Below are 25161 nucleotides of genomic sequence, written 5' to 3' on the forward strand. Positions count from 1 at the left end.
TCGAATGACGCCGCGATCGGTTTGTTTCGCCGTTGCCCTCTGGGCGTGCATCATCGCTGCGCCGGTGCAGGCGGCTGATCCGACCACCCAGCCAACGAGCACGACCGCACTCCCGAAGGGATTTAAGCCGCACGTCACGAGTGTCCCAGGCGGCAAGGTCGACTGGGCGAGCGGCCACCTGCTCGTCGAAGGCATCGGCAAAGCGCGCGGAACCGACGAACAACAACAGCAAATGGCGGAGCGCGCGGCCACCGTCGTCGCGGCACGAAACGCGCTCGCCCTCGCCGCAGGCATTCAGATCAACCGGTACGGTCGCTTCTCCGACGTCCGCGACGGCACGGTTCAAATTGAGGGACTGCTCAAGGGGCATTTGGCGGTCGACGTAAATTGGGACCCCGCCGCGAAGCCGCCGAGTTGCACGATCACGCTGAGCGTTCCCTTATGGGGAATCAAGGGCCTCTCAGCGACCGTGTTTGAAGAGGAGCGGCAACGGGCACGCTCAAGCGCTCATATGCCGATCGCCGGTTCTCAAGGCACGAAAGCGAGCGATGACGAGTACTTGCTCATCGACTGCCGCGGGACACACATTGAACCGTGCCTGTTCCCGATCATCATCAATTCCGACGGCAGAGTGCTGTACGACGCATCGGTTCGCCGGCAATACCACGGCGGCATCCTGCAGACCGTTCGCTATGTGGAACTCGATGACCAAACAGCGTCAGGTGCGACATCGCGCCCGGCCCTTGATACCGGCGATCACCTTCATGTCTTCAAATCGCAGGCACTCAAACGGTCGAGCAAGACCGACATCGTCCTGGGCCGGGGAGACGTCTTGCGCATCGCAGATGATGCCCGGCTTTCTGAATTGCTTCGCGACGGTCAGGTGCTTGTGCTGCTTGATCCGGCAGCCGCGGCACAAGCAATATCGCCGACGCGCTAATCTGCGTTCGCAGATCTGATTCCCCGCTCACCCTTAATACGCTGACCCCGACCTTGCGCGCTACTTCTGCGACAAGTCCGCGCAGACGATTTCCTCGTCATTTCTCGCAAACACATGCCGATCGGCGAAGGCCGGATGCGACCAGCAAACGCCGCCGCGTCTTGAAGGAAGCTGGTCCCGCGTCGGCTTGATCAGCTTGGCACGACTGACTTCCTTGAAGCCCTGCGGCGACAGGCGGCTGATGATGAGTTCGCCCTTTTCATTGAACATCCACACATCGTCGCCATGTTCGACAAAATGAATCGTCGCCCATCGATCGTGTGGTACGGCCTCGGCGCTTTCCCAGACCCGATCGCCGGTAAGCAAATCGAGACAGCGCAATTCGCCGTAACTATCGACCCCGTAGATGTACTCCCCCTTCAGATATGGCGTGGAGTTAATCGAGTGCAGCGCATCGGTCTTCTGCTCGCTCTCGCCCGCTCGCTTCCAGACCAGTTCAGCCGTCGGTTCCTTCTTTCCAAGCCGAATCAACATGGAACCATCAAAAAAGTTCGACACGAAAATATAATCGCCACGGTGAACGGGCGTCGCAATCCCGATGACCATCCGCGTCGGCGGGAACGGAATACTCCAGTACAACGAGCCGTCCGCGGGATTCAAGCCGACGACATTCGCACCGGTATAGCAGACCAGCACGCGCCGCCCGGCCTGCTCGATGATGATCGGCGCGGAATACGATGCAGGATCCTTCAAGGCGTGCCACACCTCTTTCCCGCTTTTTCGATCAAATGCGACGATGTCGTACTCGCCCTCGCCCCCGATCTGCAGAATGACGAGGTCCCTCTCAATCAACGGCGCGCACGCCAGCCCCCAGATCGGCATGCGAACTTTGTACTCCGCCAAAACATCCTTTTGCCAGTGAATCTTCCCGCTTGCGGCATCGAAACAGAAGAAGTTCCCCATGGCCCCCAACACATAGGCCCGGCCGTCGTGGACGGTCACCGACGCGCGCGGACCGGCGTCGTAGCCGATGTCCTTGTAAACGCAGTCGTAATCGTGGCTCCAGATGGTCTTGCCCGTCTTGGCATCGAAACAATGCACGCGCTCAACCTGCTTGGGCTCGATCAGGCGATCGGTGACATAGACTCGCCCATCGGCCACGGTCGGCCCACAGTATCCGCCGCCGATCTTTGCCCGCCAGGCGATGTCGAGCTGGGGCTTGTCGAAGCGCGTAACTACTCCCGACTCGCGCCAGACCCCGTCGCGTCCCGGCCCGCGCCACTGTGGCCAGTCGTCCGCGAAGGTCGCCGTGGAATTTGTCGGAACTGCAGCGGCTAAGGCCAATAGGACAATGGCGGTCGATCGCATAATGGCTTCTCCGTCGTGTTATGGCCCTTCAGTTGAATGTAGCGGCTCTCTCCAGCCCGAGATCATAGCCGGTGACGAGGTAGTTGGCACCACATGCTTGCATACAAAGGGCGCCGCCCAAAGTGATGCACGGGATTACCATCGCGACACTTCTCAACAGCGGATAACGATGGATCTACGTTCTCGTTCGTGATGACCAGCCAATCCTCGCCGTCCTCGCCGATCTCACCGCGATCGAGGCTGAAAAGAATCCGCGACGGCGGGCGCATGATACTCATAAGCAATTGGTAGTCCTCGCGCTGCATCACCATGTAAACCGTTGTCGACCCTCTTAGCAGATCTAAAATACGCGCCGCCACCATCATGCGAAGATCGTCTCCATCAGCGCGGTCGCGGTGCTCGGCAATGAGACGATACGGATCAACCACCTGCCGCAGTTCGCGGCCGCCATAGAAGGTCACTCTCCCGTCCGGCCGGTTACTCGCCCAGTAAAGCGGCGTGGCGTCGTCGATGCCGGCGGCATGGAGCTTCTTGACCAGGGCCAGTGGATCGTCGATGTTGGACAATTGCGGCCCCATCAGACACCAGGTGACGGCAAACGCCACCAGCGACGTCAGGCCGATCCCCACAAGACTTCGCCGGCGAAGGCCGCGGACGAACCATGTCGCCGACAACGACAGACCGATCAGGATCGCGATGCAGATCACGATTCCCTGCAGAGGAGCCGGGCCGTGCCATTCTTCGGGGTACATCTTCGGCAGAAGAAACCACCCGACAATCGGGATCGACGCGATGATCGACAAGATCGCCGCAAGGATGCCCCACATCAGTCGCGCATTGAACTTCTCCGTCCTGAAGAACAGCCGCTCAAGCACGACAGCCAGCAACAGCGAGCAGCCCGGCACAATCGGAAGGATGTAATAGGGCTTCTTGAAGCTCATCATCGTCGCAAACAAGAACGGGACGACGACCCAGCACCATGCGTAGATCAGTGGCCTGCGATGTCCCGAGTATTTCCGAAGGAATGGCGCTGCGATCGCCTCCGGAAGCGACAGACACCACGGAAGCAGCATCCCAAACAGGATCGGGAAGTAGTAATGCAGCTTGCCCCACTTGCATCCCGGATAGCTCCCCCTGGCTCGATCGAGAAACTCATAGTCCCAGAGCCGCCACGCATAAGGCTCCCTCCCGGCAACGAAGATCATCCACGGCAGGAACACTAACAAAAACAGCGGAATGCCCCACCAAAGACCGTGACGGCGCAGTGACATCAAAAAACGCGACCCAAATTCCCTGATCCCCTTCATCAATGCCGGCCCTATGGTCGCCGGTCCGCCCGCGGCCACAAGCCGAATACTTCGCTGGGCCCACCACCAGAACGCGATGGGCAGGCAAACCATGGCCATCGGCATCGGCCCTTTCGCCAGCATGGCCAATCCCAGCGCGATATAAAAGCGAATCAGATGCGACCGCCCTTCTCTCGGGCTCTCGGCCGTCTGCGAGTACCAGAACTCCGCAAAGGCCCACGTGCACAACAGTGTCAGCATCGCCTCGGCCGTGGCGTTGACGCTGAACAGAAGCATGCCGAACGAGGTCGCAGTGACGAAGGCGGCGATGTCCGCCGTGCGAGTGTCGAACATCCTTCGCGCAAGCCGTCGGACAATCAGGATGGTCAGTACGGTTGCCGCGAACGAGGGCAGCCGCGCAGTCACATCTGTGACGGCGTGTCCAGTCATCGAATCCGTTGGAAAAAACTCCGACAGTGTCGCCACCGTCCAGGCGGGCAGCGGCGGCTTCACCAGAAATGGCGTGTCCAGGTAATGAGGTACGAGCCAATGATTTGAATCGACGATCTGCCGGGCAGTCTGCGCGACGATGACCTCGTGATCCGCGAGATGCGGCCCTTCAGTCAAGAGGACCGCTCCGAGAGCGAGGAAAGCCGCGAGACCGATCAACATCGTTGACGGTGCAAAAAGGCGGCTATCCGCCAAGTCAGCATTCTGAGTCGAAAACGTCAGCGAGATATCTCCGGAATGGAGAGGAAGTTCCCTGGATGATCGGATCACTAGACACGTGGGGTGTTGTTGAGGTTAGCGCCGCTTCGCGCGCCATTCCGCCAGCTCCGCCATTTCGACGGCAAGCTGCCGGTAAACCTCAAAGGAAAGGGCCTGCTGGCCGTCGGAAAGGGCCTTGTCGGGCTGTGGATGAGTTTCGACCATGATGCCGTCGGCGCCAGCGATGACTGAGGCACGAGCGAGCGGCGGTACCGCCCAACTGATGCCCACACCGTGCGAAGGATCGGCGATGACCGGAAGGTGGGTGTAATGTTTGATTAGGACGACGGCCGACAGATCAAACGTATTTCGGGTCATCGTCTCAAATGTACGAATGCCACGCTCGCAAAGGATGACCTGATAGTTCCCCAGAGCGAGAAGGTACTCAGCCGCCATGAACAATTCCTGCAGCGTGGCGCTGATGCCGCGCTTGAGCAGGACCGGCTTGCGGATCCGGCCCGCGGCCTCAAGCAGCGAGAAATTCTGCATGTTCCGCGCACCGATCTGGAGAACGTCGGCCACCTCGGCGACTGCGTCCAGTGTCTCGCTGTCCTTGACCTCGGTCACGATGCGCAAGTCGAAGTTCTTCTTCACCTCGGCGAGAAGCTGAAGGCCCTCCTCCTTCAATCCCTGGAAGGCATAAGGCGAAGTGCGCGGCTTGAACGCCCCGCCGCGAAAAAACCTCGCGCCGCTGGCGGCGACAAGCTCCGCCGTCTTGAAGACCTGATCGCGCGACTCCACCGAGCATGGGCCCGCCATCACGGCCAATGAACCATCGCCCACTTTCGCGCCGCGCACGTCCACAATCGTGGCTTCCGGCTTGACCTCCCAACTGACCAGCTTGTACGGCTTTGAAACCGGCACGCATTCCCCGACGCCGGGCAGTAGTAGGAATTGCTCCGCGGATACCGCCCCCTGGTTGCCGGTAATACCGATCGCCGTTCGGATCGAGCCGGGTATCTCGTGCGGCTTGTAACCCAACTCCTCAATCCGTTGACAAACGGCTTTGATCTGGGCGGGGGTCGCGGATTTTTCCATCACGATCAGCATGGTGTTCTACCAGTCGGCCCGGCCGCCCGATGCCTGCCGCCATAAACGAGTTTCGATTCGTTGATCATTTTTGGGATGGCGCCGTTGACGGCTCTTCTCGGCTAAGGCGTCGCGCATAGCCCTCAATGTGCTCCCAGAGCGATCGCTCCTTATCGTCGGACTGGTCAAGGTCGTGTCGATTCTCCAACTCGTCCTTAACCTTCCCGATCGGCCAGTGGCAGTATCTTAGTCGGTAGGCGGCAAGCACCGCATTGGATCGCTGCTTGCCCGCAGCGCAGTGAAAAAATACCGGCCAGTTCGCCTCATCCGCGACCGCCGCGGCGGCCCGATCCATGGAAACATAGTCGCCGCGGCCGTTGCCCGGCATCGGAAACCGATACATTTTCAGGCCGAGCCGCTTGGCCTCGGCAAGCATGGCCGCCTCGTTCTCACGATCGGTCGGACCCGTGAGACTGACGATGGTCCGAACGCCCTTGACCCGGCTCAGATACTCGATATCCCCGACGTCGGGAAAGCCGCCGCGGTAGATCTTGCCGGACTCGACTTCGACAAAACGCCGCGGAATGTTGCGCAGCTCCAACAGATGCGGCATGGCGATGGTCGCGGCCGGCGGAACGATCAAAAGCAGAATGAGCAGGATGGTTCGTCGCATGATTCGCGATCGGCGATCGCTCGTTGCCGGGCGACGCCGCCAGGTTTCTCCGCGCCGCCTCAGTGCGCCGCCGCGATGGAGGGCGTCCCCACGGTGTTGATGTAGTTGATCATCTGACGCAGGCGACCGTGTGATCGCCGGTTGAAGTTCATCACCAGGCGTGGCTTCTCCGGGACATCATCGCCCTCTTCCGGCAGCGGACCGGTCAGCTCGATGGACCCGCTGCTGATGATGTCGGAGAACTGCTCCTGAATATGCAGGATTGCTTCCTTCGGAAGCGATTCGTTCAGCCGAATAATTAGCGTGTCTCGCACATACCGGTAGGAGTGAAATCGCCGGTAAAACGTCAGAATCTCCTGAACCGCCACCTCGACGTCGTCCGTCACCTTGATCAGGTTCATATCCTCGGCGCTGATCATGCCGGTGTGGAGGAGTTCGGCCTTCACGTACGTCCGCCAGTGTTGCCAGTAGGTTCCGCCCGGCGCGTCCACCATCACGATGGGAACCAGGTTCGCCTTGCCGGTCTGCACCAGCGTCAGCACCTCAAAGCCTTCGTCCTGCGTACCGAAGCCCCCGGGAAACAGGACGACGGCCTTGGCTTCCTTCGTGAACATCAGTTTTCGCGTGAAGAAATACTTGAAGTTCACCAGCTTCTTGTCGTCGGCGATGATCTCGTTTGTCTTCTGCTCGAAGGGCAACCGAATCGCCACGCCGAAGCTCGCTTCGACGCCCGCGCCGCCGTGGCCGGCCTTCATGATGCCGTCGCCAGCCCCGGTGATGACCATCCAGTTCGACTCGCGCATCCGCTGGGCGAATTGAATCGCCTGCAGATACTCCGGCGCGTCTTCCTTGGTCCGCGCCGAGCCGAAGATGGATACCTTGGGAATATCTTCGTACGGAGCAAAGGTCTTGAATCCGTACCGCAACTCGGCAAGGGCCTTGTCCACCAGCTTCACGTCGGCACGGCTCGTCGCGTCGCGCGACATCCGGCAGACCGTCTTGATCATGCTGGCGTAAAGGTCGGAATCGAGGCCCGGCGCGTACTTGCGGACGAATTCCTCAATCGCCGCGTCACGGGCCGCCCTCTCCTCGGTCGTCAACATGCTGGGCTCACTGGGCGGGGGAACTTTGGCTTCGTTAATCACTTCAACTCACCTCAATGCATTCTCTTTTTCGCAAACCGAGCGAGTATAACCGCACTGGGCCGAAGGGCCAAAGGCCTCGTCGCCGTCACGAGCAGGATGCACATGATCGCCTCCCCGGTAAAGCCACGCGCAAATTGAATCGGACAATGACCTTACAGCGAATCCCTCGGTCGGGGTCGGTTAGCCACCATGACACGTTATCGGATGAGACGGAATTCGCAATGTGTTCACCTCGTCTTGGCCTGGGCTGTGACCGGCTCGGCTACGGGTCACCGGTCCGACATCCGCCGAGGGTTCATTTCTTGGGGGGTGCTCGTTTGACGCACCGGCCGATGTCGGGGCGCTCGCGGGTGTCCCCGGTGCGGAGGCAGTAGTACGATGTCTCGAAACCGTCGTCACTGTTACGGGAGAAACGGCACATGCAAAAGACGCTTCTCGTTCGATTCGCGGCTTTCAGTCTCGTCCTCGGTTTGTCCGGCTGCACGGAGCCGCAATACGCCGTCGCCGAACCGGCGGAGACAACCGTCATCGTCACGCGGAACACGACGCCCGTCGATCAGACGCCCGACCCGAATCGCCTGCTTAAGGCCAGCGATCTCAAATCGCTTTCCTGGCGAAGCATCGGCCCGGCGAATATGAGCGGGCGTGTCGCGGCGATCGCGCAGATGCCGGGCAGCAGCAAGTCGTTCTTCGTTGGCTTCGGCACCGGCGGGCTGTTCAAGACGGACAACCACGGCACGACATTCGCGGCGCTCTTCGAGAAGGAGGCGACCGCTTCCATCGGGTCCGTCGCAGTGTGCAAGGCGGCATCCGACGAGGGCAAAGACGGCGAAGATGAGAAGCTCATCGTGTGGGTCGGAACCGGCGAAGGGAACGGGCGCAACTCGTCGTCGTGGGGGGCGGGCGTCTATCGCTCGACCGATGGCGGCGGGACGTGGGAGTGCGTCGGGCTGAAGGACTCGCACGATATTCCGCAGCTCGCGGTGGATCCGCGGAATCCCGACGTCTGCTACGTCGCGGCGCTGGGTCATCTGTGGGGACCCAACGAGGAGCGCGGCGTCTATAAGACCGACGACGCGGGCAAGACGTGGAAGCCGATGTTGCAGATTGATGAGAACACCGGCGCTTGCGATGTGCGCATCGATCCGCAGAGCCCGGACACGGTTTATGCGGCGATGTACATGCGGCGGCGGACTGCGTGGAGCATGATGAGCGGTGGGCCGGAGGGCGGCATCTACAAGTCGACCGACGCCGGAGCGACGTGGAAGAAGCTGGGCGGCGGGTTGCCGCCGCAGACGGGTCGCATCGGGCTCGACATCTATCTGAAGAACCCGAAGGTGCTCTACGCCGTGGTCGAGTCCGACGTCGGGGGATCGGGCGTCGACATCTTTGACAATCGCCAGACTTCGGGCGGGCTCTTTCGCAGCGAGGACGGCGGGGATAATTGGACGCGGGTCAGCGAACTCAACTTCCGGCCGTTCTACTTCTCCAAGGTGCGCGTCGATCCGGTCGACGATAACCGCGTGTACATGCTCGGCTGGGGCCTGGCGATCAGCGATGACGGCGGGCGTAACTTTCGCGCGGGCGGGGCGAAGTTGCCGCACGGGGATATGCACGAACTGGTCGTCGATCCTGCGGACAACGAGCACCTGCTCATGGGAACGGACGGCGGCATCTACACCTCCTTTGACCGGGCGAAGACCTGGGTCTTCCACAACAACATCGCCGCGGGCGAGTTTTACAACATCGCCTTCGACATGAGCGACCCCTACCGCGTCGGCGGCGGCCTGCAGGACAACTGCACCTGGATCGGCCCGAGTGCAACCATCATGTCATCCGGCTCCAGCGAAGTGGCCGCGGCCGAGGGCGTGACCGAGGGCGGCATCACCAACTCGGATTGGCGGCTGCTGTGGGGTGGCGACGGCTATCACGTCGCGTTTGACCCGACCGACAAGAACATTGTCTATGGCGAATGGCAGGGCGGCGAGGTCGGCCGTATCCATCTCGACACCGGATTCCGCAAGCGGATCAAGCCTTCGCCGAAGGAGGGGCAGGAGCGATTCCGCTTCAACTGGAACAGCCCCTTTTTCATCTCGCCGCACAACCCCACGACGCTTTATCTCGGCGGCAATCACGTCTTCAAGCTGACGGACCGCGGCGATCGGTGGGAGAAGATCAGCCCGGACCTTTCGACGCGGGATATTGAGAAGATCATGACGGTGGGCAGCGAGGCGGAGACGCACGGGACGGTGGTGTCGCTGGCGGAGTCGCCGCTGGCGGCGGGCGTGCTCTGGGCCGGGACGGACGACGGACGCGTTCATGTGACGCAGGACGACGGCGGATCGTGGCAGGATGTCACGCCGCCGCAGACCGAGGGCATGTACGTTTCGAGAATCGAGGCCTCGCACCACGACCGCGACACCGCCTATGTCTCGATCGACGGGCATCGCAGCAATCGGTTCTTCCCGGTGCTGATGGTGACGACCGACGCGGGCAAGACGTGGACGCAGATCACCGGCGAGGGCGATGGGGCGCTGCCGGCGGATGAGGTCGTCAAGGTGGTCCGCGAGGATCGCAAGAACGCCGACGTGCTTTACATCGGCACCGAGCGGGCGATGTTCGTCAGCATCGATCGCGGGGGGCACTGGGTGAAGCTGAACGCCGACAGCCTGCCGACGGTGGCGGTCGATGACATCCAGCAGCATCCGCGGGAGATGGACCTGATCGCCGGGACGCATGGCCGATCGATCTATATTCTCGACGATGCCACGCCGCTGTCGCAGCTTACGCCGGACATCGTTCGCAGCGAGTTTCACCTGTTCGAGAGTAAGACCGGCAGGCCGCAGTACTACCTCCCCTACGAGGGGCTTTGGGGCGATCAGATCTTCCGCGCGCCGAACCCGCCGAAGGGAATGCAGATCAGCTACTGGGTCCGCGACTTCAACCACGAAGAGGTGAAGATCACCATCGCCGACTCGGCGGGCAACACCGTCCGCGCCTTGTCCGGCTCCAGCGCGCCGGGCATCCAGCGCGTGCTTTGGGACCTGCAACCGGAAAAGCACGACCGACTTGAGACACCGGACACGGGGCTGGGCATTCTGCATTTTGTCCCGCCGGGCGATTATAAGGTGACGGCGACCTTCGGCGAAGCGAAGTCGGAGATCGCGATCAAGGTGCTCCCGCCGCCGGGGAAATAGTGCGGCGGGTCCGTCAAAACCCAGGTGACAATAGGCGAAAAAAGTCGGCGCGAACGCTTGTAAGTCGTTTATTGATAGTGGCTTGCGGCGGTCGTGATTTTGGGTGAAAAACGGCGCCGGGGCGCGGGGATTGTGTCTCACCTTCGCGAGTTGAGTGACAGCCGGTATGGCACCGGTGAAACGCCGGCGGGCAGGCGCCGACTGTAGCGCTGACTTTTGTGGTTGGCGGTGCGAAAATTGATTCTCGCGCCCACGCCGCCGCGAGGCCTTTCCCGCGCACATCAGTGCGAGGTGAAAACCCGCTTCCCTGCTTCTGGAGATTGCCGAAGACCTGCAAAAACCAAGGTGACATATAGTGACACACGGGATTTTTTTCGGTTGCAAGTCTTGTGGCGGACATGTGTTGGGGCGACTCGCGTTTTGGGTGAAAAACGGCGAGAAACGGCGGGGGCCGTACTTTTTATCTGCGATCAGTTTGATGCGTATGCCGGGCATGTGGCACCCCTTTGATGGGCGGCGGCAGTGGAGTCTCTACAGGTAGACTTGCTCCCTGTCCGCGCGGGGGAGCGGTGATCGCGCGTGCCGGGATACGACCCCGTTGGGGTCGATATGGATTGGGGGCTTGCTGTCGTACAGGGGCGATGCCCCTGCCTACTGACTTTTGGCCCTACGGGCCGAGGCTGAGTTCGCTCGGAGTCCTGCCCCGTGTCCGCGCGGGGGAGCTTGAGGGAGGGTTTCTGCGACGTGGATTTTCGGGAATCCAGGGACAGGATCAGGGGACGAGGAGCTTCCAGTATCGGATGACGACGAATAGGACGGCGAGGACGGCCGCGCCGATGAGTAAGATCAGCGGGGTGTTTCGGTCTGCCCATAGGAATCGCAAGGTGAATTACTCGACAATCGATTTAATGGCCGGGAAGATGTTTATGATCGTGCAGAGCAGCATAACACCTGTCATGATTGTGATCCACCAAGTGTATCGCAGCATGGCCTGGGTCTGGCGGTCGAGATCGCGTAACTGCCGTGGCGGTGCGTCGAGTAGAATTGTAGCCTGTGGCCGCGATGAGTGACAAACGACGAATGTGGATGAGGCGGCTTGGGATGCTCGGGCTGGCCAGCTCCGTAGCGATCACGGTTGCGAGTGCGCTTTCGTTCAACAGATACCCGGCGTGCTGGATTCGGGGACTGAGTATTTGTCTGATCAATGGCGGATTATGGGTGCAGGACGATCCAACGAACAGGCCCTTAGCCCGAATATTTCATCAGGTCGGCGTTGAATAGGAATAGAAAAAGCCTCGAAGCCTTGTAGACTGGGGTTTCTTAAGAACATTCCGGTCCATAGGCAGGGAGGCTTTTTCGTGACAGACTGTAACAGCAAACCGATGTTCTTTTCCAGTCTCGGCCGCAAGAAAATCGTGGCCGATTTCACAGGCGGAACGCTCACCTCAGACGCCGGGGGTCTGCTGCTTCGGGAGGTCGAGCGGCGTCTGGGCCTGGTCGATCAACTGGCCGGGGTCATCAACGACCCGCGTGATCCGGCCCGAATCAACATGACCAGCGGGTCATGCTGGCCCAGCCGCATCTTTGCCATTGCGATGGGCTACGAAGATCTCAACGACCATCAAGCCCTGCGGAGCGATCCCGTGCTGGCGGTCCTGACCGGGCGGCCGCCGAGCGCGGATGAGCCGCTGGCCAGCAGTCCGACCTTGTGCCGGCTGGAGAACCGCGTCACGCGCGGCGACCTGGCACGAATGTCGCGTGTGCTGGTGGAGCAGTTCATCGCGTCCTATGAATCGCCGCCGGAGGAATTGATCCTCGACTTCGACGCGACCGACGATCCGATCCACGGCAACCAGGAAGGCCGCTTCTTCCACGGCTATTACGACCACCACTGCTTCCTACCGCTGTATGTGTTCTGCGGCTCGCGGCTGCTGGTCTCCACCTGCGGCCCAGCAACATCGACGGGGCCCATCACGCCTGGCCCATCCTGAAGCTGCTGGTGCAGCGGCTGCGACAGGCGTGGCCCGGGGTGCGGATCATCGTCCGCGGGATTCCGGCTTCTGCCGCCGGCGAATGATGAAATGGTGCGACCGGCACGGCGTCAAGTACGTGCTGGGCCTGGCCCGCAACACCGTCCTGGAGAAAGCGGCCGAGTCCTTCATGCAGGCGGCCGAGGCCCAGTTCGCCACCACGCAGCAGAAGGTGCGGAACTTCCACGAGATCGAGTACGCGCGCAGACCTGGGATCGCCCGCGCCGCGTGATCGTCAAGGCCGAGCGGCGGCTGGTTCAGGGGCCCAACGTTCGATTCGTGGTGACCAACCTGACCGACCGCACGCCGAACGATATCTACGACGGTCTGTACACGGCCCGCGGCGACATGGAGAACCGCATCAAGGAGCAGCAGCTCGGGCTCTTCGCCGATCGCACCAGTTGCCACGCCTTCCTGGCCAATCAGTTCCGGCTGCTGTTGTCCTCGGCGGCCTACGTCCTGGTGGAAACGCTGCGCCGCACGGCCCTGGCCGGCACCGAACTGGCCGAGGCCCAGGTGAACACCATTCGCCTGAAACTCCTCAAGGTCGCCGCGCGGGTGGTCGTCTCCGTGCGCCGCGTCGTACTGCGACTGTCGAGCAGCTGCCCCCTGCAGGACCTGTGGCGATCCCTGGTTCCACGACTCCGCCTGATCCCGCCCGCCCCATCATGACCCGAAAAACAACCTGATCACCGCTTGGGGGTAAGGGGGCCCTGCGCGCTCCAACCTCCACCTTCGTCCCTCCGCTCACGCACAAAGCCGAAAAACTCCGTCCATCACCATTCGAAGATCACTGATGAAATATGCGGGTTAGGGTTTGTGATAACCCGCGTTGATGTCGTTAAAGACGTCTTCGGTGCTCTCTTGAATGTATGGTTTCGACTTCCCAGAAGCCGAGACGATGGAACGATCTACATTCCGCTCGGTTTGCCAGTGGTGATGCTTGCGGGTGTTTCAACAAGTGTGATCTGGAAGACCCGAAAGCGCATCCCCGAGGGGCATTGCCGGCAGTGCGGATACGATCTGACCGGTAACGAGAGCGGGGTTTGTTCGGAGTGCGGGGCGAGCGATAGGCCCGGGCATGGGGCCATGGATTAATCGCGGATTCGAGCACGCGATTTGATCGGGGGCATTTCGTTCGCCCTTTCGGGCGGTGGGGAAGAAGAGAGAATAATTGGGGAGCCTGCTTTCCAGAGGTTGAAACCGTCTGGCAACCATCGTGCGCCCTGCCGGGCGATAGGCGGAGGATGACTTCGATCGCCTGCGAGGGGAATCAAATCTCCAACGCCCCTGCCCGGGGCTTGTTAGACATCTCAACACTTTACCACGGGTTACGCATCGCCCCGGCCTGCGGCGTGGCGATGCTCCACCCGCGGTTACATTCCGTTGCCCCTATCCGGGGCTAAGCGGGGGACGCTGCTTCGTGTGCGGGCGAGCGTCGATGCGGTTCAAGCAGCCGTGAATGAGTCACGGATGCGGGCACGCGATTGAACCGGTGGCATTTCGTCCGCCCTATCGGGCGGTGGGATGAAGAGAGAATAATAGAGGGACCTGCTTTCCAGAGGTTGAAACCGTCTGGCTACCATCGTGCGCCCTGCCGGGCGATAGGCGGAGGATGACTTCGATCGCCTGCGAGGGGAATCAAATCTCCAACGCCCCTGCCCGGGGCTATTCAGACATCTCAACAGTTAACCACGGGTTGCGCATCGCCCCGGCCTGCGCCGTGGCGATGCTCCACCCGCGGCTACATTCCGTTGCCCCTATCCGGGGCTAACCGGGAGTCGCTGCTTCGTGTTCGCGCGAGAGTCGATGCGGTTCAAGCAGCCGTGAATGAGTCACGGATCCGGGCACGCGATTGAACCGGTGGCATTTCGTCCGCCCTACCGGGCGGTGGGGAAGAAGAGAGGATGTTTTGGGGGGCTGCTCACCAGAGGTTGAAACCGTCTGGCTACCATCGTGCGCCCTGCCGGGCGACAAGCAGATGAATCAGTTCAAGAGGAATTCGATTGGGGAAGGTGATTTGATGGAACTGACTTTGAGGATGGAGAACCCGATGACATTGCCCTGATCGTCAATTTTCTCCATGATGCGGTCGTCCTTGGTTTCGCGGAAGTAGCCGGGGCGGGAGCGGTCAAAGATGACCTCCAGGAAATCCCCCTCGGGATCCAGCCAGATACTTACGGACTTGGCGGCCATAGGACGACTCCCTGCTTGGGCTTGTCAGTCAGATAGGCGGTCACCACGAATGCATCATTCCGTTCGTGCTTGACCACCACACAAAGCCACTTATCGCCGACGCGCGTGCCCAAGTAATAACGGTAGAAAAGCTCGGCCTGCGGGTCACTGATAGATTGTATCACGGTTTGCGGGTTTAACAAAGTTTCGGCGATAGCCGAGTCGAATCCCGCCATCTCGGGGTGCTGATGGATGTGGGCCAATCGTTCGTCGGTCAGACGGATGGCGAGGCCTCGATAATCAGTGATGATTTTCACGGACGCAGTTTCCTGGGTTCGACGGTCGCCTCATCGACGATGCGGATTCCTTCGTCGAACAGGGGTGGAATCATAATGCGTAGGCCCTGAAGTTAGAAATGTTTGCATTCCCGGAATGCGTGGGTGAAAGCAGGGGCTCTCATACCACCGAGGGAAACGGCCATGCCGCAGGGCAAGCGTGTGTCAGGCCGCGCCGTCGGCGGCTTGTTTGCAGAGGAACATGACGGCCATGCGGATGGCGAGGCCGTTGGTGACTTGCCGCAGGATCGCGCTGTTGGCGCCGTCGGCCACCGCCGCCGACATCTCGATGCCGCGATTGATCGGGCCGGGGTGCATGACGAGCACATCCGGCCGGGCGCGCTTCATCCGCTCGGAGGAGAGGCCGAAGAGCCGCGAGTATTCCTGGAGGCTGGGGAAGACGTTGGAGCTGATGCGCTCGCTCTGGATGCGGAGCATGTTGATGACGTCGAACTGGCCGATGACCTTGTCGAAATCGTGGGCGATCTTCGCGCCCATGCGCTCGAAGGCGCGGGGGACCAGCGTCGTGGGCCCGACGAAGGTGACTTCGGCGCCGAGCTTGAGCAGGCCGTGGAGGTTGGACCTTGCAACGCGGGAATTGGCGACGTCGCCGACGATGGCGACCTTGAGGCCGGCGATGCGCCCCTTGACCTGGCGGATGGTGAAGATATCGAGGAGGCCCTGGGTGGGGTGCTCGTGGCGGCCGTCGCCGGCGTTGATGACGGAGCAGCTCACGTTTCGGGCGATGAGGTGCGGGGTGCCGGCGACACTGTGGCGGACGATGAGCAGATCGACGCCCATGGCCTCGATGTTGCGAACGGTGTCGCAGATGCTTTCGCCCTTGGAGAGGGAGCTGGACTCGGCGGTGAAGTCGAGAACGTCGGCGGAGAGGCGCTGGGCGGCGAGGACGAAGCTCATCTTCGTGCGGGTGGAGTCCTCGAAGAAGAGATTGACCACGACGCGGCCGCGCAGGGCGGGCACTTTCTTGACGCTGCGCGTGGAGACATCCTCGAAGGCCAGGGCCGTATTGAGGACCAGCTCGATCTGCCCGGCGGAGAGGTCTTCGATGGCGAGGAGATGTCTGTGCGGCCAGACGACGGCGTCAGGCTCCGGTGCTGCGGCGACGCGTTTGGTTGGTTCGGGCATGTTTTGGGTCCTGGTCATGGGACGATCTCCACGAGATCGTGGCCGTCTGTTTCGCGGAGCGACACCGTGACATGTGCATCGTCGGAGCCGGTGCAGATGCCGACGAAGTCGGGCTGGATCGGGTATTCGCGACCGCCGCGATCGACGAGGACGACCAGCCGGATGGCCTTGGGACGGCCGAGGTCAATCAAAGCGTCGAGGGCGGCGCGGACGCTGCGGCCGGTGTAGATGACGTCGTCGATGAGAAAGAGAAATCGGCCGGCCACGTCGAAGTCGATCTCGGTTGTCCTGACGACGGCGGAGGGACCGATCTCGGCGAGGTCGTCGCGATAGAGGGTGATGTCGAGCGAGCCATAGGCGACGTTTGATAGTCCGCAGTTTTCGAGAAGGGGCATCAATCGTCTGGCGAGCTTATCGCCGCGGCGACGAATGCCGACCACGCCGACCGGACAGCCGGCCGGAATGGACGCAGCCATTTCACCGGCAAGACGTTCAAGGGTTTGCCGAATCGCGTTTTCGTCAAGGAGAGTTTTCATCGGGCTCCTTAAGTGAGCTTTAGGATACGCGGCGGCGGCGGCAGGATCAACGCAGGCAGCAGCGAGGTCGCGATGATGTTCCGGCGCGTTGCTGGCGACGCTGACGGCTGGGCTGCTATAATCCACGCCCCGAGCGTGAAATGACGATTCACAGGGAACTTGGCGCGTTGGCAGAGTAGTCCGGCGCGAAGGTCGGCGTCTGGCCGCAGGCCCCTTTGAGGTTTCCACGTCACCGCAGGCATCCATTACAGAGAGACACGCACAGCGGAATCATCATGAAAGCCATCGGAACGCTGATAATCATTGGGGTGCTGGTGGGCGGCAGCTACTTCGGCTACGCAAAGTTCATCGCCGATCAGCAGGAACCTGGGTTTGTCCTTGCGCCGCTCGATCGCGGCGACATCATTCAGACCGTCTCGGCGACGGGGACGATCGAGCCGATTACGAAGGTGATCGTCGGCTCGCAGGTCAGCGGAAGAATCATCAGGTGGCACGCGGACTTCAACGATCGCGTGACCGAGGGCTTCGTCCTCGCCGAGATAGATCAGGATCGCTTCAAGACGGCGCTCAACCAGGCGACGGCGGAACTGGCGCTGGCCCGGGCGCGGGAGGAGGAGGCGCTGGTGCGATTCAAGGACGCGCAGCGCGAGGCCGACCGCATCCAAAAGCTGTCGGAGACCAATACCGCCAGCAAGAATGAATTCCTGGTGGCCCAGGCCGCGGCGGAGGCGGCGCAGGCGGTCTGGCACGGGACACAGGCCTCGGTGGAGGCGGCTCAGGCGCAGCTGAATGCGGCATCGGTTGATCTTGATCGCACGATCATCCGCTCGCCGATCGACGGGGTGGTCATCTCGCGGACGATCGACGTCGGGCAGACGGTGGCGGCATCGCTTCAGGCGCCCGAGCTGTTTCTGATCGCCAATAAGCTTGAGCAGATGCAAGTGAATGCCAACGTGGCCGAGTCGGACGTGGGCTTGATTGAAGAGGGCAAGCATGCCCATTTCCGGGTTGATGCCTATCCGGACCGCGATTTTACGGGGACGATTTCGCAGATTCGATACAACGCGACGATCGTCGATGCGGTGGTGACGTATGTGACGCTGATCGAGGCGGAAAACGACGATCTGGCTCTTCGGCCCGGCATGACGGCGAACGTGACATTTGAGGTCGCCAAGGCGGAGAAGGCCGTGCGGATTCCCAATTCTGCGCTTCGTTTTTCACCGATTCCGCCGGATGCCTCGGGACGAGGGGGGAAATCGAGCCGGATGGCTCCGTCGCCGACCGTATGGATTCTGGACGCCAAGGGCGAGCCTCAGGCCGTACAGGTCGAGACGGGTCTGAGCGACGGAACCTACACAGAACTCGTCGGCAGCGCGCTGGCGGAGGGCGACAAGGTCATTACGGAGCGCAACTGGCGCGGCGGGCGCGGCGGCGGTCGGTCTGATCCGTCCCGAACGATGAGGTGAGGCGGTCTTGGAAGCAACAGTCGAATCGGTAGCCGCCCCACCTCGGCACACGGGAGTCATCATCCGTGTGCGCGATATGTACAAGACCTATCACATCGGCGAGATCAGCGTGCCCGCGGTCCGCGGGGTGAGCCTGGAGCTGCTTTCGGGGCAGTTTGTCGCCATCATGGGGCCGAGCGGATCGGGCAAGTCAACCTTTATGCACTTATTGGGCTGCCTGGACCGGTGCGACAAAGGGCAATACGAACTGGGCGGGGAGGACGTCACCCGGCTGTCGAAGAAGGAGCTGGCCGCCCTGCGAAATCGCAAGATCGGCTTTGTGTTTCAGAGCTTCAATCTGCTCTCGCGGACGACGGTGCTCGACAACGTGGCATTGCCCTTGAGCTATGCAGGCGTGCGGCGCAGGGAGCGACGAGCGCGCGCGGCGGAGATGCTGACGCTCGTCGGTCTGGGCGATCGGATGATGCACCTGAGCAACCAGCTTTCCGGCGGCCAGCAACAGCGAGTGGCGATAGCGCGAGCATTGATTACGCGGCCGATGATCCTCTTGGCCGACGAGCCGACGGGCAATCTCGACAGCAAGACGGGCATTGAGATCATGGCGATTCTGCAGAAGCTCAACCGCGAGACCGGGTTGACGATCGCGCTGGTGACGCACGAGCCGGACATCGCGGAATACGCCGAGCGCGTGGTGACGTTTCGCGATGGCGAGATCTGCTCGGACGTGACGAACGACGACGTGCGGATCGCGGGCCATTGAGTCAACGCTGAGTCACCAGGACTCCACTTCATAACAACAATTACAAGTTGCAATCCTGAAGGGGGCTGTCCGCGCCGTGGTCAGGCGGCCACGTAGAGTGGAACAAAGCAATCGCCGGACCAGTAAAAAGAAATCGGCCCCGCCGGCAGTAGCTGACGGGGCCGATTGAGTTAACAGAACCTATCGGGCAACTCTCTTACGGCTGCTCGATAGACAGGGTGAACACGCCGTCCGGCGTATTGTTGCTCGGGCCACCCTTGGTCTCACCCGTGATTCGGAGGAGGAACTGGGTGTTGGCCGGGAGCAGGTTCGGGGCCTGTCCAGGAGTGACGCGGAGTCGCGGCTGGCGTCCCTGGAAGAACAACTGGTTGGTTCCAAGGCCCGTCGGGCAACCGTCCGCGTTGCAACCACCATTGACCGCAATCTGCGAATCGCTGGCGGAGGTAGCGGGACAACCCATTGCACCACTGGTGGTCTTGTGGACCGAGATCGTTGCGTCGAACGTTGTATTGATCGTGCACAACTGGAAGATGGTCTCACGAGCCACGGGTCCCTGAGTCCAGCGGTAGTAAACGTCTCGTGCGTTGAATGCCGCCGAACAGCCGGCGTTTGAACCCGGATCGGCGGTTGCGCCGATCGTGGTACCCGCGATCGGTCCCTGAGCACCGACACCAAGGTTGGTGGCGTTGGCACACTGATCGTTCGCGGGAATCGGCGCCGCCGGGAAGGTACAGCCGGCGGAGTTGAGGTTCATCGGACCCAGGCACCATGAGAGGTCGCGATCCAGCAACTGGTAATTGAACGCATCGCCACCGGCCGTCTTGGTGATGGCTGAGCGCTGGTTACCACCCTCGTTGGAAGTTGACCAGAGGAACACGCAACTCGGATCCACGTTGACCTGCTGGATCTCAATCCAGAAGCAGGCATTCGGCGTCAGGTTCACGACCGCGTGGTTGACTTCGTACTGGTACTGGACACCACCGTTCAACACACCTTCGGGGTTGCCGAGTGTATCGAGCGCCACGCTCTTGAGCGGCGTGACCATGAACGGTCCACCGACAATGCTGGCCGTATTCGGCAGGTTGTTCGCACCGTTGCTGTAGTACGTGATGACGAAGTTCTCAGTCTGCACCAGCGGGCTGCAGTCCTGAGTACCTGAGCGGTGGAAGCCGCGGAAACAAACCTGGTTGATGAAGTTCGCGCCGTTCGTGAAGACGGTGCGGAAATCGTCAGCAACCTTAGCGGCATTGTCCCCATCAGCGACGTAACCGCCCTGCTGCAAGCCGTTGATCAAATGCGGCAACTGGCAGCGGCTCACACTGTTGCAGATACCCGTCGGGCACTGCTGCGAACAATCCGCACCGGCTGTCCAGATACCATCCTGCTGGCGACAAGCAACCTCGGTCACCATGGAAGTGCAGTTGCCCTGGATGCAACAGCGGCCTGTCGGACACGGACAGCTTGCACCGCTGGCCCAGATTCCGTCGAGGGCCTGCTCGCACGTTGCCTGGATGGTACTGACGCACTGAGTTATCAGTGCCTGATCCAGGTAGCAGCAGCGGCCGACCGTGCACGCCGGATTGACCGGCGAACAAGTGCCGTTTTCGTTCCATTCGCCGTTGAGCACGGCAACGCAAACGTCTTCCGTGGTAACCTGACAATCAAGCGTCCCAAGCGGCGGAACGTCGTAGCAGCACCGACCGGTGGGCTTGCCACATCCGTCCTTGGCGATTCGGACATTCAGGCTGAATGCCAGATCTCGCTGCTGAACGTTGGCGGGCGTGCATGCCGTGTAGTCCGACGGGAGATCGTTGGAGGCCGGGAGGGATGTTACCGCGTGGCGCGTGTCGCCCTGCGGTGACTGCTCCCAGAACCACTGGCAATCGTTGACCGGGGTGTTGTTGGTGATTTCCATCCACATCGGGACGCCCGCGGTTACGGCAACCGGGGTGACGAGGGTGGCGGTGTAGAAGAACTCGGTGGCCACGGCCGCCGGCAGAATGATTCCGCCTCCGGTGGTGACGCGTGTCAGGTTCGTCGCGGTCGGAATGTGCTGAGGCGCACCGATCGCAGTGCCCGGACAGCGGTTGGCCGTGGTCTGGTAGAACTGAACATGGAAGCAATCCGGATCGGCGGCGACGCAATCGTCACCGGCAACCTGGATGTAGGTGCCCCACCAGCAGATGTTGGTGATGGTACCGGTCTCGAGCGGCACGAAACAATCGGCGGCGCGGCCGGACCCGGACACGTCGAGGTCGCTGAGCGACGCGCCGACGTTGTCGAAGGGCGACTGGGTCGTCGAAGGATCCGAACAGGTCGGGGCGAGGGTGCAGACCGGCTTGTTCGAGGTGACGAGCAGGTTCACAAAGGCCGGAAGATCGGTCAGTGCAATCGAACCGTCGCCATTGATATCGCCACGACAGAAGTTCGGGGCGAAGCATCCGAGGAAGTCATCAAAGACGGTCGGCGGGGTGAAGAGGACACTGATCCATTTCTGGATGTCCTTACCGTTGACCTTGCCGTCGGCATTGAGGTCGCCGGGGCAGCATGTCGTGAGCTGGCTAAACGGCTCACAAGAAGCCTCGACGGAGTACTCAGAGCTGCAATCCGTGTTACCCAGTCCTCCGAAGACCGACGGGCGAATTCGCAGGTAGTAGGTACCGGCACAAACGGCCGCGGTGACTTCGAGGGTCGACGGCGTTCCGGCAGGCGGATCACAGGCAAAGTCAACGCTATCCGCAGCGAACAGGAACAGATCAGTGCAGTCACCACCCTGATCCGCCAGAATGCCGAGTTCAGCGGCGAAGGCCGAGCTCAGCACGCGCCAGCGAATCGTTGACGGCTGGGTGACCGTCATGCGGAACCAGTCCTCGTCGCGATTGACGAAGCGAGCCGTTCCGATACAGGAACCGCCGGAACCGGTGCAAGGCTCGCCGTTCGGACAGTCGATGGGATTGTCACAGGGGAACGGCTGCTCAAAGTTACCCGCACGACCACAGATGACCACCGGACCGCCCGAGCAATCAATGTCCGGACCGTTGAAGGACGGCGGCGTCGCATTGCAACCACCGTTGTGAAGGTCCTGGGGATTGGGGTCGCTCGTATCGGCACAGATGACGTCGTTGCCTTCCTGCAGCGAGCCGCCCGGACAGGACGTCGGACAGGTGAAGCAGGCAGCGGTCGTCGTCACGGTCAGCATGATCGGGGCAGGGGCGCCGGTCGCGTTGGTGACCGGGTCGAAGACGACACGCGGCGAGTCGCCGTAGAAGAAGTCATTGTTGAAGCCACCGGTACCGCCGAGGGCGATGTAGATGATGGAACCCGGCGAGAGACCCGGGCCGCCGCCGATCGGCAAGCACAAACAGGAATTCGAGGTCGAATTCAAGCCGCCGTAGCAAGCGGCGGCGCCGAGCGCGCCGTCAGCCGACGACTCGGTATTGGCACAGTTGTCATTCTGAAGGATCAATGATCCGAGGTCACAGTCTCCATAGCGCTCGCCGGCGCCTGGAGAATTCTCGATCGTGCTGTAAATGGCAAGGATCGTGTTAAATCCCGTCGTGCCGCAGGTGTCGATGACGACAGCGCCGCTGGCGGGCAACTCGTACTTGACATAAAGCACATCGCTGATGCTTCGGGTCAGCGTGCCGGAAGTACCGACAAGCGCGTTGAAGTCCAAAGCCGTGTAGCAAGCATCGCCAGGGCCGGGACAAGGATCGGTCTTGCAACCCGCCACCTGCTCGGAAACGGCCGGATCGCCTTCATTGAAGTCGGCTGCCGGTCGCGGGTTGCCGCCCATACCGATACAGGTTCCTTCATCCAGGGTGATAGAACAGGTGCCGTTGGCAAAGCAGCAACGACCGGTTTGGAGTGAGAACGGCGAGCTTCGCGGGATGAAATCGACGTTGAAGACGCCGTTTCCACGACCTGCTGGAGCGGTGCCGGCGCCGCCGATTCGAACCTTGATGCAGTCACCGGGATCAAAGAACTGGGCGCTTCCCGCTTCGATCGGGAGGGTAAGGTACGACAACGAGTTAAACTTCAGGGCCATCGAATCGCTGGCCAGAATGTCGTCGTTGCAGGTCGCCTGCGGGGCACCGCAAAGGCCAACGCCGCAGTTGTTGACCTGATTCGGCTGACCGTAGATGACAACCCAGGTGTCGAAATTGGCGCCCGCGGTGCTGATCACAAGGTCACCCGCGGTGACGGCGGTGCCATTGAAATTGGTCGGAATTCGGTAGTTGTAGAAGACGTCGGCGACGATCTGGGCATTGGGCGCCGCGAGTTCGCCAATGGGGCAATCCGCGGGGATGTCCGCACCCGGGTGGGCGGCGAGATCGTCGGTGGTGGCCAGACTGGAGTTGTAAGTCACCGAGGCCATGACGCCGGTGATCTGAATCTTGTTGCCGCAGGTATCGTTCGGGGGAACGCCCGGACAAGTCAGGCCCTCAACGGCACAGGTGGTGCCGTCGCCGAGGTAGAAGCCGCCCGCACCGGCGCAACCGATTTCCGGTCGCTCGCTGCAACCCGCCATCGAGGAGTCACAGCAGGCGCCATTGGGAAGGTTACAGGGCGAACAACTGACCGAGATGCGATACTTGGTGTTGCAAGGAATGCCGGCCAACACGTCGGGACGGACGCGGAGGATCCAGGTTCCGGGCGGCAGACATCGCGTGACCGAAATCGGCTCGCAAGAGCGGGTGCTGTTGGCGAATTCGAGAAAAGCGAAGGCCGCCGTCGGGCACGTGGCGGACGGTGCAGCGCCTCCGTTGTTCATCAGCGAAATCTGCATCGGCAGACGACCTTCGACCGTCGCCGTGATCTCAGTGAGCTGAGTCAGGGTCAACAGATACCAGTCATTGTCGCGGGCAACCGCGGGACCGGTGCAGGTATTGCTATTGCATGACTGCCCGGGAACACAATCAGCTTCTACGTTGCAGAAGGGAGCGTAGTTTCCGGAAGTCGCACAGATGGCCTGGCCGCAGCTAATCGAGGAGAAGGCAAATGGCGACTCGAGACAGCCCTGATTGAAAAGGTCGTGATATCCGCTGGAGCAGACGGCTTCACCTTCAGCCGTTGCGCCTGCCATACAGACAGCGTCAGAGATACACAGGTTACAGGAAGGATCGGCGCCGAAATCGGCACAGGCTCCGGGCTTAAACACGTTGACGGTGTTGACGATACAGGCGGAACGAGCGACGCCATCGGTGCAGGTACCCATGCCGCCCATGTTCACATCACGATTGCAGCAGGCACCGGGATCTCCGTCGGTGGCATTAATCTGGACGCTGAAGGCGGAATAGGGACTGCCACCGAAGAAGAAGAAATTACCGTTGCAAATCTCGCCTTCCGGATCTGAAAGATCTTCGACGACGAAGAGGTCGAGCGAGTGGCCCGCCGCGGGATAGCCGCCGATGCTCCAGAACGCATCGTTCGCCGGTGGCGGGGTCGACATACCAACCCAGACGAAGTCTTCGTTGACGTAAACCGGAGGATCAAAGAAAAAGGTTACAAGCTGCGGCGGATTGGACAGGGTGATGTCCTGAGTCGCCGAGAAGAGCAATTGCGACTGGGGACTCTCGGGACAAATCGGACTCGTGTTTCCGGAGAAAACGCTCACGGTGACCGGGGCGAGAATGCCCGAGTTGTTGATACCGCCGAGAATGAGGTTCATGCTGCAGACGAAGCGTGCGGTTCCCGTCAGGTAGACGTCGTCGTCAACGCGATCGCCGTTGTTATTCCCGAAAACAAAGCCGCCGCCGGTTCCACCGCCCGGAGCGTAAATGGTGTTCTCGCAAGGAGGAACCGTGCAGGTCGTCACTGCGCCGCGAGGCGTGACAACCGGCTCGGCCGTCGCGGGCATCGGCAGGTGCTGGACCACCTCCGCTAACCGAGGCTGAATTTCAAATTCGGTCGTCGAACTTGCCGGTGATGAGTCCTGCGGTCCTGCCGCAAGCACCCGCGAAGCTGTGAAACCGCACAAAGCCACCGTGGCCAGTACGGTTGCCGCGAACCAATTCCTTCGAATCTCCATCGATCCTGCTCCTTCTGTTCGGAAGATACCCTTGCATTCTCGCATCAGGGAAAAATTCAGCTCGTTCCTCAATAGACGAAAGCTAGACGCGCGAGAGACCACAGGGTGTCCCGGCGTCCAATGTGATTCCTATTATTTGATAATTCCCGACTAAGCAATCCGTTCCCCAAACCGCCCCTGCAGGAATCCGATTGTTCGACTCCGCCCAGACACCCGACATTTTGCGAACTGCGACAGTGAAGGGTCACCGGAGGCGATTCGCGTAGCTGGGATTGA

Annotated in this window: 14 protein-coding genes and 1 pseudogene; 5 read left to right on the forward strand and 10 right to left on the reverse strand. The window is 61.2% G+C overall.

The genetic code is table 11. The features are described 5' to 3' along the window. The first annotated feature begins 4 nt into the window (after nucleotides 1-4). Nucleotides 5-940, forward strand: a complete 936-nt coding sequence (locus tag HS101_05020; protein ID MBE7505633.1) for a hypothetical protein — start codon at nucleotides 5-7, stop codon at nucleotides 938-940. A gap of 60 nt (nucleotides 941-1000) precedes the next feature. On the opposite strand, the gene HS101_05025 is transcribed toward HS101_05020, so the two are convergent. The 5 genes from HS101_05025 to HS101_05045 all read right to left on the reverse strand — a co-directional run bounded on the left by HS101_05025 (nucleotide 1001) and on the right by HS101_05045 (nucleotide 7167). Further along, nucleotides 1001-2308 (reverse strand): PQQ-like beta-propeller repeat protein, encoded by a 1308-nt coding sequence (locus HS101_05025; GenBank protein ID MBE7505634.1) that lies wholly within the window; start codon nucleotides 2306-2308, stop codon nucleotides 1001-1003. A gap of 62 nt (nucleotides 2309-2370) precedes the next feature. Next, nucleotides 2371-4221: a glycosyltransferase family 39 protein gene (locus tag HS101_05030; GenBank protein MBE7505635.1), complete on the reverse strand. Its 1851-nt coding sequence runs from the start codon at nucleotides 4219-4221 to the stop codon at nucleotides 2371-2373. A 177-nt stretch (nucleotides 4222-4398) separates the two neighbouring features. Continuing rightward, complete coding sequence (gene aroF, locus HS101_05035; GenBank protein MBE7505636.1) at nucleotides 4399-5412, reverse strand: 3-deoxy-7-phosphoheptulonate synthase; 1014 nt, start codon at nucleotides 5410-5412, stop codon at nucleotides 4399-4401. Nucleotides 5413-5476: 64 nt separating this feature from the next. Beyond that, complete coding sequence (locus HS101_05040; GenBank protein MBE7505637.1) at nucleotides 5477-6064, reverse strand: hypothetical protein; 588 nt, start codon at nucleotides 6062-6064, stop codon at nucleotides 5477-5479. 59 nt (nucleotides 6065-6123) lie between these two features. Then, a complete protein-coding gene (locus HS101_05045) occupies nucleotides 6124-7167 on the reverse strand; it encodes an LOG family protein (GenBank protein MBE7505638.1) in 1044 nt (347 codons plus the stop codon). 461 nt (nucleotides 7168-7628) lie between these two features. Between HS101_05045 and HS101_05050 the strand changes: the two genes are divergently transcribed. Both HS101_05050 and HS101_05055 read left to right on the forward strand, forming a co-directional pair. Continuing rightward, nucleotides 7629-10406, forward strand: a complete 2778-nt coding sequence (locus HS101_05050; GenBank protein MBE7505639.1) for a hypothetical protein — start codon at nucleotides 7629-7631, stop codon at nucleotides 10404-10406. Between the two features lie 1382 nt (nucleotides 10407-11788). Continuing rightward, nucleotides 11789-13108, forward strand: a pseudogene (locus HS101_05055) (IS1380 family transposase). 1314 nt (nucleotides 13109-14422) lie between these two features. On the opposite strand, the gene HS101_05060 reads toward HS101_05055, so the two are convergent. The 4 genes from HS101_05060 to pyrR all read right to left on the reverse strand — a co-directional run bounded on the left by HS101_05060 (nucleotide 14423) and on the right by pyrR (nucleotide 16628). Continuing rightward, complete coding sequence (locus HS101_05060) at nucleotides 14423-14632, reverse strand: DUF2283 domain-containing protein (GenBank protein MBE7505640.1); 210 nt, start codon at nucleotides 14630-14632, stop codon at nucleotides 14423-14425. After that, nucleotides 14614-14928: a hypothetical protein gene (locus HS101_05065; protein ID MBE7505641.1), complete on the reverse strand. Its 315-nt coding sequence runs from the start codon at nucleotides 14926-14928 to the stop codon at nucleotides 14614-14616. Before HS101_05065 ends, HS101_05060 begins: the two co-directional genes overlap by 19 nt. 183 nt (nucleotides 14929-15111) lie before the next feature. Next, nucleotides 15112-16110 carry an aspartate carbamoyltransferase catalytic subunit gene (locus tag HS101_05070; GenBank protein MBE7505642.1) on the reverse strand — a complete coding sequence of 333 codons (999 nt, stop codon included), beginning with the start codon at nucleotides 16108-16110 and terminating at the stop codon, nucleotides 15112-15114. Then, nucleotides 16107-16628, reverse strand: coding sequence for a bifunctional pyr operon transcriptional regulator/uracil phosphoribosyltransferase PyrR (gene pyrR / locus HS101_05075; protein MBE7505643.1), 522 nt, complete (start codon nucleotides 16626-16628; stop codon nucleotides 16107-16109). Before pyrR ends, HS101_05070 begins: the two co-directional genes overlap by 4 nt. Nucleotides 16629-16903: 275 nt before the next feature. Between pyrR and HS101_05080 the strand changes: the two genes are divergently transcribed. Both HS101_05080 and HS101_05085 read left to right on the forward strand, forming a co-directional pair. Then, entirely contained in the window at nucleotides 16904-18094 is a 1191-nt protein-coding gene (locus HS101_05080; protein MBE7505644.1) for an efflux RND transporter periplasmic adaptor subunit, read from the forward strand. Between the two features lie 58 nt (nucleotides 18095-18152). Continuing rightward, nucleotides 18153-18854, forward strand: coding sequence for an ABC transporter ATP-binding protein (locus HS101_05085; GenBank protein ID MBE7505645.1), 702 nt, complete (start codon nucleotides 18153-18155; stop codon nucleotides 18852-18854). Nucleotides 18855-19050: 196 nt separating this feature from the next. On the opposite strand, the gene HS101_05090 is transcribed toward HS101_05085, so the two are convergent. Continuing rightward, nucleotides 19051-24885 carry a hypothetical protein gene (locus HS101_05090; protein MBE7505646.1) on the reverse strand — a complete coding sequence of 1945 codons (5835 nt, stop codon included), beginning with the start codon at nucleotides 24883-24885 and terminating at the stop codon, nucleotides 19051-19053. Nucleotides 24886-25161: the final 276 nt, after the last annotated feature.

Source organism: Planctomycetia bacterium (assembly GCA_015075745.1).
GTDB lineage: Bacteria > Planctomycetota > Phycisphaerae > UBA1845 > UTPLA1 > UTPLA1.

Bases quoted from the DNA above. Each gene is read 5' to 3' on its own strand.
- HS101_05050 (MBE7505639.1), top strand. From the start codon at position 7,629: ATGCAAAAGACGCTTCTCGTTCGATTCGCGGCTTTCAGTCTCGTCCTC.
- HS101_05070 (MBE7505642.1), bottom strand. From the start codon at position 16,110: ATGACCAGGACCCAAAACATGCCCGAACCAACCAAACGCGTCGCCGCA.
- pyrR (MBE7505643.1), bottom strand. From the start codon at position 16,628: ATGAAAACTCTCCTTGACGAAAACGCGATTCGGCAAACCCTTGAACGT.
- HS101_05090 (MBE7505646.1), bottom strand. From the start codon at position 24,885: ATGGAGATTCGAAGGAATTGGTTCGCGGCAACCGTACTGGCCACGGTG.
- HS101_05040 (MBE7505637.1), bottom strand. From the start codon at position 6,064: ATGCGACGAACCATCCTGCTCATTCTGCTTTTGATCGTTCCGCCGGCC.
- HS101_05020 (MBE7505633.1), top strand. From the start codon at position 5: ATGACGCCGCGATCGGTTTGTTTCGCCGTTGCCCTCTGGGCGTGCATC.
- HS101_05060 (MBE7505640.1), bottom strand. From the start codon at position 14,632: ATGGCCGCCAAGTCCGTAAGTATCTGGCTGGATCCCGAGGGGGATTTC.
- HS101_05080 (MBE7505644.1), top strand. From the start codon at position 16,904: ATGAAAGCCATCGGAACGCTGATAATCATTGGGGTGCTGGTGGGCGGC.
- aroF (MBE7505636.1), bottom strand. From the start codon at position 5,412: ATGCTGATCGTGATGGAAAAATCCGCGACCCCCGCCCAGATCAAAGCC.
- HS101_05025 (MBE7505634.1), bottom strand. From the start codon at position 2,308: ATGCGATCGACCGCCATTGTCCTATTGGCCTTAGCCGCTGCAGTTCCG.
- HS101_05045 (MBE7505638.1), bottom strand. From the start codon at position 7,167: ATGTTGACGACCGAGGAGAGGGCGGCCCGTGACGCGGCGATTGAGGAA.